Origin of the sequence: Psychroserpens sp. SPM9 (assembly GCF_025153525.1) — a bacterium.
GTDB lineage: Bacteria > Bacteroidota > Bacteroidia > Flavobacteriales > Flavobacteriaceae > Psychroserpens.
The window spans coordinates 404500-416846 of record NZ_JANZNR010000003.1; the positions used below are offsets into that span (position 1 = coordinate 404500).

At 35.3% G+C, this 12347-nt stretch carries 13 protein-coding genes; 7 read left to right on the plus strand and 6 right to left on the minus strand.

All coding sequences use genetic code 11. The features are described 5' to 3' along the window. Positions 1 to 16: 16 nt before the first annotated feature. The 7 genes from N4270_RS08145 to N4270_RS08175 all read left to right on the plus strand — a co-directional run bounded on the left by N4270_RS08145 (position 17) and on the right by N4270_RS08175 (position 6490). A complete protein-coding gene (locus N4270_RS08145) occupies positions 17 to 793 on the plus strand; it encodes a tol-pal system YbgF family protein (RefSeq protein WP_260096531.1) in 777 nt (258 codons plus the stop codon). 14 nt (positions 794 to 807) lie between these two features. Next, positions 808 to 1293 (plus strand): 6,7-dimethyl-8-ribityllumazine synthase, encoded by a 486-nt coding sequence (ribH, locus tag N4270_RS08150; protein WP_260096532.1) that lies wholly within the window; start codon positions 808 to 810, stop codon positions 1291 to 1293. A 383-nt stretch (positions 1294 to 1676) separates the two neighbouring features. Then, the gene (locus tag N4270_RS08155; protein WP_260096533.1) at positions 1677 to 1964 is read left to right on the plus strand and encodes a riboflavin synthase subunit beta; all 288 of its coding nucleotides are present in this window, start codon (positions 1677 to 1679) and stop codon (positions 1962 to 1964) included. Then, complete coding sequence (mutL, locus tag N4270_RS08160) at positions 1964 to 3826, plus strand: DNA mismatch repair endonuclease MutL (protein ID WP_260096534.1); 1863 nt, start codon at positions 1964 to 1966, stop codon at positions 3824 to 3826. The genes N4270_RS08155 and mutL overlap by 1 nt, the downstream gene beginning before the upstream one ends. After that, the gene (locus tag N4270_RS08165; RefSeq protein ID WP_260096535.1) at positions 3826 to 4581 is read left to right on the plus strand and encodes a rhomboid family intramembrane serine protease; all 756 of its coding nucleotides are present in this window, start codon (positions 3826 to 3828) and stop codon (positions 4579 to 4581) included. The genes mutL and N4270_RS08165 overlap by 1 nt, the downstream gene beginning before the upstream one ends. Then, positions 4578 to 5465 carry a rhomboid family intramembrane serine protease gene (locus tag N4270_RS08170; protein WP_260096536.1) on the plus strand — a complete coding sequence of 296 codons (888 nt, stop codon included), beginning with the start codon at positions 4578 to 4580 and terminating at the stop codon, positions 5463 to 5465. Before N4270_RS08165 ends, N4270_RS08170 begins: the two co-directional genes overlap by 4 nt. Before the next feature lie 5 nt (positions 5466 to 5470). Beyond that, entirely contained in the window at positions 5471 to 6490 is a 1020-nt protein-coding gene (locus N4270_RS08175; RefSeq protein ID WP_260096537.1) for an endonuclease/exonuclease/phosphatase family protein, read from the plus strand. Between the two features lie 25 nt (positions 6491 to 6515). Here N4270_RS08175 and N4270_RS08180 read toward each other — a convergent pair whose 3' ends face one another. From N4270_RS08180 to dapB, 6 genes are all read right to left on the minus strand, one after another. Further along, the gene (locus N4270_RS08180) at positions 6516 to 6824 is read right to left on the minus strand and encodes a DUF6122 family protein (RefSeq protein WP_260096538.1); all 309 of its coding nucleotides are present in this window, start codon (positions 6822 to 6824) and stop codon (positions 6516 to 6518) included. Then, on the minus strand, positions 6824 to 7444 hold the full coding sequence (locus N4270_RS08185; RefSeq protein ID WP_260096539.1) for a WbqC family protein: 621 nt from the start codon (positions 7442 to 7444) through the stop codon (positions 6824 to 6826). The genes N4270_RS08180 and N4270_RS08185 overlap by 1 nt, the downstream gene beginning before the upstream one ends. After that, positions 7441 to 8676 (minus strand): lipopolysaccharide assembly protein LapB, encoded by a 1236-nt coding sequence (locus N4270_RS08190; protein ID WP_260096540.1) that lies wholly within the window; start codon positions 8674 to 8676, stop codon positions 7441 to 7443. Before N4270_RS08190 ends, N4270_RS08185 begins: the two co-directional genes overlap by 4 nt. Beyond that, complete coding sequence (locus N4270_RS08195) at positions 8660 to 9982, minus strand: AAA family ATPase (protein WP_260096541.1); 1323 nt, start codon at positions 9980 to 9982, stop codon at positions 8660 to 8662. The genes N4270_RS08190 and N4270_RS08195 overlap by 17 nt, the downstream gene beginning before the upstream one ends. 18 nt (positions 9983 to 10000) lie before the next feature. After that, on the minus strand, positions 10001 to 11581 hold the full coding sequence (gene lepB / locus N4270_RS08200) for a signal peptidase I (protein WP_260096542.1): 1581 nt from the start codon (positions 11579 to 11581) through the stop codon (positions 10001 to 10003). 62 nt (positions 11582 to 11643) lie between these two features. Further along, positions 11644 to 12345 carry a 4-hydroxy-tetrahydrodipicolinate reductase gene (dapB, locus tag N4270_RS08205; protein WP_260096543.1) on the minus strand — a complete coding sequence of 234 codons (702 nt, stop codon included), beginning with the start codon at positions 12343 to 12345 and terminating at the stop codon, positions 11644 to 11646. Positions 12346 to 12347: the final 2 nt, after the last annotated feature.

Below are 12347 nucleotides of genomic sequence, written 5' to 3' on the forward strand. Positions count from 1 at the left end.
GCACAAATAGAGAATTATGGCAACATATAAGAAAAGAGGATATAAACCGAAACCGGTTAAGGAAAAAGGTGAAAGCATAGACGTATCAGAACAAGATTCAACAACTGCTGAAGTATTTAACACCTTAGATGAAGGTGCTAATAAAGCTGAAGACTTTGTGGCGAGAAACCAAAAAGGGATTTTTATAATCATTGGTTTAGCCGCTCTAATCGTATTAGGTTATTTAGGTTACGGAAAATTTATTGCTGAGCCTAAAGCTCAAGAAGCGATGAATGAAATGTATACGGCTCAAAAATACTTTGATGAAGCAGTGAATGCCGCTTCAGGAAAAGATTCTTTATACACTTTGGCACTTAATGGAGGTGAAGGAAAATTTGGAATGGTAGATATTGCAAGTGAATACAGTAGTACTCCTGCTGGAAACTTAGCAAACTACTACGCAGGAATGGCGTATTTAAACACAAAAGACTACACAAATGCAGTGAAGTATTTAGGTGATTTTAGTACAGATGATGCTGTTTTAGGACCTGTTGCTAAAGGCGGAATGGGTGATGCGTTTGTTCAGTTAGAACAATTACCTGAAGCTTTAGAATATTACGAAAAGGCTATTGCAGCTTCTACAAATGACTATACAACACCTATGTATTTATTGAAGGCTGCTAATGTGGCTCAAACCTTAGGTCAATCAGATAAAGCTTTAGGATATTATAAAAGAATCAAAACTGAATTCTCTGATTCTGATCAAGCTAAAAACATCGATACATTTATTGGTAGAGCCGAAGCGAGTAAATAATTTATTTTATACTTATGGCAACTGCAAATCATAATTTATCAAATTACGATAAACGTACAATCCCAAACGCGAAAGACTTTCGGTTTGGGATTGTTGTTTCAGAATGGAATGAAACCATAACCAAAGGACTTTCAAAAGGCGCTTATGATGCGTTAATTGATTGTGGAGCTTTACCTGAAAACATCATCGAATGGGATGTTCCAGGAAGTTTTGAACTCATCTATGGCAGTAAAAAAATGCTGGAACAAAAGGTAGATGCTGTTATCGCTATTGGTTGTGTCATACAAGGAGAAACCAAGCACTTTGATTTTGTATGTGAAGGTGTTACGCATGGAATTAAAGAACTCAATCTAAGCTCAGATACTCCTGTTATTTTTTGCCTGCTCACCGATAACACCATGCAACAATCCATTGACCGTTCTGGTGGTAAGCACGGAAACAAAGGAACCGAAGCGGCTATTGCTGCTATTAAAATGGCCGACTTAAGGCGTAAGGCTTAAATTTTAAGCTATTAATTTTTATCTGCTTTACGGAGTTGTTCTAAATTTAAAATATTCTTCATTGTAAAAGAAAGCGCTGTTTGTTAACAATTTTTAGCAGATGTAAGGCTTAATTTCCTTGTAAATTCTGTACTTTTGATACACTAAGACTAATGACGTTTTGAGTTTATTTAAACAGAAAAAACCTAAGCGCTTTAATTATACTCCTAGACACCTTAAAGACTCTCAAGACGACGAGGATTTTAAAACCCAATGGGAATCTATAAGACAAAAAGGAAAGTATAAAGGTAAGCGAACAATAACTTTGCCAGTACTTTTGGTTATTTTAGGTATGATAATTGCAATATGGTATATTTTAACTCACTACGAAACATCATAGCATTATGGGAATTTTAAGCACAAGGAAAAACAAAAAATACAACTACCAACCGCGTTACTACAAAGGTGAAGGCAACCCTTATGAATTAAAGCACAAGTTTGACGATTACAGAGTTACCGTCGGAAATAATAAAGGTTTAAAAACGAAACTTAACAATGCTGTTGGAGATTATAAGTATAATGCAGACAAAACTGGCGCTAATCGTCGGGTGCTTATTATTATCGGACTATTAATTTTGGTCTTTATGTTTATTATTGATTTCGATTTATCCATATTCTCCCTAAAGCGCTAATGGCAGACATTATTCAATTGTTACCCGATCATGTTGCGAATCAAATTGCAGCAGGTGAAGTTGTACAGCGACCAGCTTCGGTTGTTAAAGAGTTGCTGGAAAACGCTATCGACGCAAATGCCGATACTATAAAACTTATTGTTAAAGATGCAGGTAAGACCTTAATTCAGGTTATTGATAACGGTAAAGGCATGAGTACCACCGATGCACGATTGAGTTTTGAACGTCATGCCACCTCTAAAATACGAACTGCCGAAGATTTATTCAGCCTTAATACCAAAGGGTTTCGAGGTGAAGCATTAGCCAGCATCGCTGCGATTGCTCACGTGGAAATGAAAACTAAACAAGCGCAAGACGAATTAGGAACACTTCTGGAAATTGAAGGCAGTACTATCAAATCTCAAGAGGTGACTGTGACGCCTAAAGGCACTTCGATTGCAGTAAAAAACTTATTTTTTAATATTCCAGCGCGACGTAATTTTTTGAAATCTAATAATGTCGAGCTCAAACATATCATTGACGAATTTCATCGTGTGGCTTTAGCCCATCCAAATATTGCATTTGTAATGTATCACAACGGAAGTGAGAATTTTAATCTTCCCGTGAGTAATTACAGACAACGTGTTGTTAATATTTTCGGCGGAAAAACGAATGAAAAATTAGTGCCTGTTGAAGAAGAAACCGAAGTCTTAAAAATCTCAGGTTTTGTTGGGAAACCCGAATTTGCGAAACGGACAAAAAATGAGCAGTTTTTCTTTGTCAATGACCGATTTATTAAAAGTGCCTATCTCAATCATGCGATTAATTCTGCCTATGAAGGCTTGTTAAAAGATGGGAGTCATCCTAGTTATTTTTTAAATCTAACGGTAGATCCTAAAACCATCGATATTAATATTCATCCGACAAAAACCGAAATAAAATTTGATGATGAGCATACACTGTACGCTATTTTACGTTCTTCTGTTAAGCATAGTTTAGGCCAATTTAATATTGCTCCTGTGTTGGATTTTGAGCGTGACATGAATTTGGATACACCTTACGATTACAAAAATAAAAATGCGGCAACGCCTCGTGTTGATGTGGATCGTTCTTTTAATCCGTTTCAAGATGAAAGAACCGTTTCAAAAGCTAACGGATTTTCATCAAACTCCTATAAAAAAGAACCCGCTGCTCAATGGGAAAGTTTATATGTAGGATTAGAATCTAAAGGCACCAAAACAGACCTGAATTTTAGTGAAGTTGAATTTGAAAGCGAACCAGAAACCAAATCACTTTTCACAAAAGAAACTTCTGTAGAAACCAATCAGACGACTTATCAGTTTCATAACAAATACATCATTAGTACCATAAAATCGGGAATGATGGTTTTAGATCAGCATCGTGCACATCAACGGGTTTTGTATGAAGGATTTTTAAAACACCTTACAGTAAAAGAAGCGGTGAGTCAGCAATTACTTTTTCCGTTAGTCTTAGAATTTTCTTCCGTAGAAATGGAACACCTTAAAGAGTTAAAGGAGGATTTAGAGCATACAGGTTTTGTGTTTTCGGCTTTTAGGGCTCATCAGATTGAAATAACAGGCGTACCCATAAATGTTCCTGAAAGCGAAGTATCTATCATTTTAGAGCAATTGTTGAGCGATGTTGAACAAGAGGTTCCCGATAGTAATTTTAGTGCTACCGATTTATTGGCAAAATCGATGTCGAAGAGTTTAGCCATAAAAACAGGGCAATCACTTACACGTCAAGAGCAAGAACATTTGGTTAATAGTTTATTTGCTTGTAAAGAACCATCGGTTTCACCTACTAATCGAACAACATTCATCACCATGAGTGTTGATGATTTTGACAAAAAATTTATGTAATGTTTAGAATCACAGACACTGTAAAGCATCTTATTATTATAAATGTGATCATTCTCATTGGTGCATTAACTATTGGCGGTGGTCATTTGTTTTTAGATTGGTTTGCGATTTATTTTCCGCAGAATGACCTATTCAAACCCTGGCAAATTATAACGCATATGTTTATGCATGCTGGTCCAGATCATCTTATTGGAAACATGTTACTATTGTTCTTTTTTGGAGTAGGTTTAGAATTGGCTATAGGAAAATCTAAATTTCTGTTTTTATATATTTCTGCCGGATTAGGAGCGACCTTATTGCCAATGATTATTGACTATATTCACTATATTCCTTTAGAGCAAAGTTTGATTAATGATGGATTGACGAAGGTTCAAATTAAAACCATGCTAACACAAAATGAAATACTAACGACGGTAACTGAAGCTCAAAAAGTTAAGTTACAGGAATTGTTTGAAATTTTTCATAAACGATCTTTAGGTGCTTCAGGCGCTGTGATGGGTGTGGTAACGGCTTTTGGATTTTTATTCCCTAACAGAGAATTTATATTGTTATTCCCTCCAATTCCTGTCAAAGTTAAATATCTGGTTGTTGGAATGGTTGGCGCAGACCTTATCTCGGCATTCTTTATGGGAAGTCCGTTATTAGCAGGAAATAATACAGGATATGTGGCTCATGTTGGTGGTGCAGCTACCGGATTATTGATGGCTTGGTATTGGAAAAAAAATCAGTTTAATAAAAATCGTTGGGATCGATGAGTTTAATTCAAGATCTAAAATATAAGTATAAGCTTTGGGCAATTAATGAAAAGTATATGTTCATTAATGTCCTTGTATTTGGTATTATAGCGCTCATTGGAGCGATTTATTTTTTAGCAACTAAAGGCAGTTTCAATAATTTTGTAGCGGATTGGTTTGCGCTTCATTCGGATTTTAAGGAGATGGTTTTTAAGCCATGGACGTTCTTTTCCTATTTTTTCTTGCATTTTGGGTTCATGCACCTCTTTGGAAATATGATTGGCTTGTATTTCTTCGGAAGGGTGTTTTTGACCTTTTTTAATGTCAAACAGTTTGTGAGTTATTACATTCTTGGTGGTTTATTTGCCGGATTAATTTTTGCTATTTCCTATAATGTATTTCCTGCATTAGTTGATCAAAACACCTATTTAGTAGGGGCTTCGGCTTCGGTGTTTTCGGTTCTGTTTGGTGCAACTGCAAAAGCGCCTAATTACACTTTCAATTTATTTGGAATGCTTAGAATTCCGCTTTGGGTCATTGCCGGATTGTACACCTTGTTGTTTTTGTCTTCTATTCCGTTAGGAAATACTGGAGGCGAATTAGCACATTTAGGTGGTGCATTTTTCGGGTATTTTATGACCTATCAGTTAGAGAAAGGCCGAGATATAAGTAAGAGTTTTCAAAATCTACTGGATTGGTTTAGTCAATTATTTAGTTCTAAAACCTCATTAAAAACGGTTCATAAAAGTGGAAAGTCTAAAGTAGCTGGTCATAATAAAGCTGAGTTTAATGAGTTTAATAAGCAGAAGAAAGTCGATTTAATTTTAGATAAAATCAGTAAAAGCGGTTACGAAAGTTTAACAGAAGAAGAAAAAGCATTCTTATTTAAAGCAGGCAAGGATTAAGCACTATGCGAAAACTCAAAAGATTTGAGAAACTTATATTTGTCATCAATTCGTTGGTTGCTTTTGCGTTGCTCTTATCTTATTTATTACCTTATTTAGAACCTAAAAAATTTGCCTTTCTTTCGGTTTTAAGTTTAGCAGTTCCGTTTTTAATTATCATCAATATTTTATTCGCTATTTACTGGTTGCTTAAAGTGAAAAAGCAATTATTAGTGTCGCTCGTGGTTTTAATTATTGGCTATAACTACGTGTTTTCATTGTACAAGTTTTCATCGTCTACAAATATTGATGACAGTAAAAACTTGTCTGTAATGAATTATAATGTCAGACTATTTAATGCTTTCGACTGGATTGACGATCCGCAATTAAAACAACATATTTCCAGTTTTATTTCTGAAAAAAAGCCTGATATTTTATGTATGCAGGAGTACAGACCAGATGAGGACATCAAACTTGAAGGCTACTATAAATATGAAGAACTTTCGGGACAGAAGGTTAAGAATGGCCAAGCGATTTTTACCAGATTTCCTATAATTAATTCTGGATCGATAGAATTTCCGAAGACCTCTAATAATGCCATATTTGCCGATATTGTTGCGGCAAGAGATACGATTCGGATTTACAATGTGCATTTACAATCTTCTGGGATCGATCCAACAGTTGAGAAATTATCTAAAGAGAATTCTGAGAATTTATTCAAACGGGTAAGTACGACGTTTAAAATGCAACAAGCACAAACAGAATTATTTTTACAGCACAAAAACAAATCACCTTACCCAATGATTATTTGTGGTGACTTTAATAATACTGCTTATTCTTATGTGTATAAAGAAATAAAGGGAGATTTAAAAGATGCTTTTAAGCAGGCAGGTAATGGTTTCGGACGTACTTTTGATTTTAAGTTTTTCCCTGTGAGAATAGATTTTGTGCTCGTCGATGAAGGTTTTGATATCAATGCCTTTAAAACTTTTGACGTGAAATACTCAGACCATTATCCTGTGATGGCAAAAGTAAAACTGAAGTAATATTTCCTATTAGTAAGGTCTTAAATCACATCATCCAACAATCAACCACATCGGCAAGCATATGAATGAGCAAACCGATTCCTATTAAACGCGTTTTTTTTATAAGGGCTAATACAAGGTAAATTCCCATAGCATAATAGGAGTGAAGCGGATGAAAATTAATACTACAACGTGTTGGGTCAAAAATTGGTGTCGCGAGTAAATGATCAAGGTCAATTATAATTGCCAAAGCCATAATAGTATATGCTTTTAGCCAATTTTTTCTAAAACAAACGAAAGCGATTAGCAAGGGAAAAACAAAATGAATGCCGTAATGTAAAATGGGCTGTACCATTAGAGAGTTAGTTGTTGAGACTCTAAGTACATTTCTGTATTTGGGCCTTCATTAAAAAGCAAATCGAGAATGCTTAAGTTAGATAAAAAGCCGTGTTTATCATCAAACATTTGCGCATAAGGTTTGAAATTTTGCTCAATTTCTTTTCGGCTATTGGCTAAACTTCTGGCATCTAACACATTTTTAGGCGCTAAGTCAAAGTGTTCTGTTGTTGTGTAGGATAAGGGAATTTGTAAGCAGTCAAAAATCACTTCAATACATTTAAAATTGAAATCCATAATAGTATCGACTTCCATTTCAAATAACGGCATTAAATCGTCAATATAAAATTCAAAAAAAGGCGATGTGCGATAGGCCGATTCTAAAGACTTGAGGTGTTGGGTTTGCCAGTTTTCAGTGTTAAAAACGGCAACATTTTGATATAATTGTCTGTTTTTTTGAGAGTAAACAACAGGAATATTTAAATCTAATTTACCATTAGCTCCAAAAATAGAGGTGCGATTTCTATAGGTTTGCTTCTGGTAATTATCACAAACTTCAAAAACCAAATCGTCGGCTTGAACCATAGCAACAACATGTGCAATGTTAGGGAAATACACAGGATGCAAAAGCGTTGTCATAAGCCAGAAATAAAGTTGCCAAGCCAGGTATATGCAATAAACATAATACCAACAATGAGTCCGATAGTTCCAAAAGGTACACCCATTAAGGTTCCTACAAGCGCAATTAAAATCATGAGTGAACCATAGGCAATGTTAACGAGTCTCGGATTTTGTTTTTCCGAAGAAAAACCTCTCGTAAGCGGTAAAATGGCAGCCAAAAAAGTAAGACTCATCAGTACAAAGCCATCAGCAGCAATCACTAAAGAACACAAGAACATGATTAATGATGCCAGTAATAAGCCGAACATGACTTGTCCGGTTAGTTTTTCTCTTTCATCGAGTAGAAATTTACCAAACTTATCAAATAGCAGAAGCATATTAGATAAAGGATCCATAATCCAGCTTCCTAAAGCAAACAATAAGTATGCAATGATAAGAGGAATGGCTAAATAAGTCATTCCTGTGGCCGATAATGCCTTGATGGAAAAGCGATACACCAGATAAATTCCGATGATAAATACCCATTGATTGGCTTGCGATTTGTTACTCATCCAAAACGCATAACGCAAATAGAGATTATAAATCTTATTTTTCGATTTTACAGCAGTAAGCATACCACTTCTGGCATATTCCAGGTTGGGATTGAGTTTTAATGCTTCTTTAAAATGCGTTAATGCTTTTTGTGTTTTATTATTTTCTAAATAACTCCAGCCTGCATTAGCGTGAGAATAGGCGTTTTCCGGATTATCATTTAATAAATCACTTATAGTATCGACAACTTCATCTTTACGATTAAGTTTGGTTAAAGCTGTTGTTCGAGCATTTAAACAAAAGGTACTTTTTGCATTGATTCGCAAGCCTTCATTTGCAAAATCTAAAGCCTCAGTATATTTTTTCTGATAGAGATAGATGTACGACTTTTGCCCAAAATAGTTTTCGTCGTAAGGGTTGAGTTCTATCGCCTTATTGATACTCATTAAAGCTTCTTTATCATCTTCTTTATGAAGGTAAAGCTGTGATAATAAAAAATAGACGTCACCATTATTGGGCTGAACACGTCTCAACTCTAAAGTGAGATGAAAGGCTTTATCAATCGCATCAGTTTGAAAAAGGCAATTGGCTAATAAGAATTTTGCATAAAAATCATCAGTGTCTTCGGAAATGGCCGACTTAAAATAAGGGATGGCCTCTTTGTATCGTCCGATTTCAAAAAGCTGAATTCCTCTTTGCAGATTAGCGCTTTCCATCATATTTCTTGATTTTTAAATAGCTTAAAATATCATCGTATAAACCAGAATCGTTGGCATAAAGCGCATAATTTTTAGCAGAATTAAACCATTCTTTAGTGGAAGGTTTCATTTTAGAAAATGCTTTGATAAGATCTTTAGTCACCAAAGGCTTTGGAATACCATCCTTAAATGATTCCATGAGTTTAGACTCTATGGCAATGTCTATACTGGATTTGATATCGGCTCCAGAATATTCAGCACTTTTTTTAGCGAGTAAACTTACATCGATGTCTTTAACAGGCTTATCTTTTAGTTGAATTTGAAAAATAGATTTTCTGGCTTCAGCGTCTGGTGGTGCCACAAAAATGATGCGATCAAAACGACCAGGTCGTCTAAAAGCCGGATCAATATACCAAGGCGCATTGGTGGCTCCTAAAATTAAAATGCCATCGTTATTAGAATCTATTCCATCTAATTCTGATAAAAACTGATTGATAACGGTACGTCCAGCCGTTTTATTAATATCATTTCTATTGGCTCCTAGCGCATCGATTTCATCTATAAAAATAACACAAGGCTTATGGTCTCTGGCCGCTTCAAAAATTTCATGGAGGTTCTTTTCAGAATTCCCCAACCACATATCTAAAATGTCGTTAATACCAACATTGATAAAATTGGCATTGATTTCTCCAGCTGTAGCTCTGGCAATATGGGTTTTTCCGCAACCCGGAGGACCGTATAATAAAATACCACCACCTATTTTTTTTCCGTAGGCTTTGTATAAATCTTTATGGAGTAGGGGTTTGATTATTTTTAAATCGATTTCTTCTTTTACCTTTTCCATACCACCAACATCAGAAAAATTAACGGTTGGTTTTTTTAGGAATGTGGTCGCATCTTCATCAAAAAAGTCATCGTCATTTGCTGTTGTTGCTATTTTGAATACAGATTCAAATTCTGAATTTGAATAGTTAGGATGGTCTTCTAAAATGGACTTGTATACCTCTAAAGCTTCGGCATGATTATTTTGCTTCATGAGGCATTGGCAATACAATTCTTGATAGGCTATACGGCTGTCATTCTGTTCAAGAAGTTCTTCAAGAATAACTTCGGTTAAATTGTATTTCCCTTGTTCGAAATAACACTTAGCGAGTAGATATTTATTCTCGCTACTATCATCTTTATCTATAATTTTAACCAGATGAAACTCAGCCTCATCATAGTTAAAATTAGTCATATATATTTTGGCAACTTGCAGTCTTAGAGGCGTATTTCCGGGGGAAACTTCTAAAGCTTCTAAAAGACTTTCTAAAAGCGAATCGTCCATGATGGTTGTAATTTTAAATTAGTTGGCTTTTTTCTTTTTTCTCCATTTACTAAAGCCAAACCATGCTGCTAATAAAATTAAAAAAGGAATAAGATAAGAGGTACGTTCTCCATTACCACCAACAGTTGTAAACCAGCGTTCCCATCGCGGATTTTTAAGTCCGTCCCAACTCATCCAGATAAATACAGGTTTTCCAACCACATGATTAAAAGGAACAAATCCCCAGCCACGAGAATCTACCGAATTATTGCGATTATCTCCCATCATCCAGTAGTAATCATTGTCAAAAGTATAGGTTGCGGAAGCTAGTCCTTCAATAAGAATTTGATTGCCTTGAGTGGTAACTTTTTTGCCTTCGTATTCAGAAATTAAACGTTTATATAAAGGCAATACTTCTAGGTTTAATTGTATCGTTGCGCCTTTCTTCGGAATATAAATTGGTCCGAAGTTATCATAATTCCAATTGTATTGTGGGCTATGAGGAAATACTCTTTCATCTCTCACGCCTTTTTCGCTGGCAGCAGGAGTGATTTTGGCAACATTAGGATGGTTTTTAAAACGCGCTAAAGCTTCATCAGTAATGGCTGAAAAATAATAGGTTTTTCCATCATTAAGAAGCACCATCTGATCGGTGATATCATAACGGTTTTTTAATTCGTTAGGATCGAAGGTTCTGTTTTTGGCTTCCACATAGTAACTAAACTGAAGCTTAGCACGATCGGGCAATGTGTTTTTTTGTCCGTTAATGTACACCACACCATTTCTAACTTCTAAGGAATCTCCAGGAACACCTACACAGCGTTTAACCAGATTGGTTTTTTTATCAATAGGCTTATAATAATTTCGATCTGGTGTAAAATCGTTCATATCGAGAAGCGTATCTGCTGGTTGGTTGAATACCACAATGTCGTTGCGATCAATAGATTCAAATCCGGGAATCCTCATATAAGGCAATTGCAATTTATTGATCAAAGAAGTTTTTCGTTCTTCAAAATTATCGTTGAAAGCATACGATTTAACATTTAATACAGGAATAGTATCATGTACCATAGGTGCAGCCACAGTCGTCATAGGAATACGTGCGCCATAATGAAATTTACTAACGAATAAGAAATCGCCAACATATAATGATTTTTCAAGCGAAGAACTCGGAATTGTAAACGGTTGAATAAAGTAAGTATGCACAACCGTAGCAGCAACAATAGCGAATAAAATTGAACTGGTCCAATCACCAGAGCTTGATTTCGGATTGATATCTCGGTCTTCTACATAGCTAACATCGGTTGCATAGTTTAAGTAGTAATTATAAAACCCAAGAGTGACAACAGCTAAAAACGTATCTAAATATTCATTTTTCCCAAAGCTTCTAGAGGTTTCTACCCAAACCACAGGTAGCATAATTAAGTTCACAATAGGAACAAATAATAGGATAGTCCACCACCAAGGACGTTTAATAATTTTCATCAAAATGATGGCATTATACACAGGAATAAATGCTTCCCATGCTTGTCGTCCTGCTTTAATATATAGTTTCCATGTTCCTAATCCGTGAACGAATTGGATGATTAGAATAAAAATTAACCACTGTGTAATAGTCATAATCCTGATTGGTTTCTTAGTGAGTTGAAAAGTATTTAAAAACGTTATATACTCTAGGCAAATTAACTAATATTTAAGACATCTTTCATTGTAAATATGCCTTTTTTGTCATGAATAAATTCTGCTGCAATAACAGCTCCCAAAGCAAATCCTTTTCTGCTATGTGCTGTATGTTTAATTTGGATACTGTCAACTTCAGAGTTGTAATTAACTTCGTGAGTTCCAGGCACATTTTCAATACGTTTTGCTAAAATACCAATCTCATTTTGTTTTGGCGCATCTAAGGTCCACTTTTTATAATTGGATCTTTCTATAATAGTTTCAGCAAGCGTAATGGCCGTTCCACTTGGTGCATCCAGTTTTTCGGTATGATGAATTTCTTCCATTGAAGCCGTATATTCTGGAAGCTTAGCCATCAATTTTGCCAAGGTTTTATTCAGCTCAAAAAAGATATTTACCCCTAAACTAAAATTGGACGCATATAAAAAAGACCCATTTTTTTCTTTGCATAAAGCCACCATAGATTCATAAGACTCTAACCATCCGGTAGTTCCCGAAATAACAGGCGTATTATGGTTTAAGCATGTAGAAATATTAGCCACAGCCGAGGACGGCAAACTAAAATCTATAGCAACATCAATCCCTTCCAATGTGTAATTTTCTGTAGCGCTGGATACTTTAAGGGTAATAGTATGACCACGTTGTTTGGCAATAGTTTCGATTGCTCTTCCCATTTTTCCGTAGCCCAAAAGTGCGATATTCATAA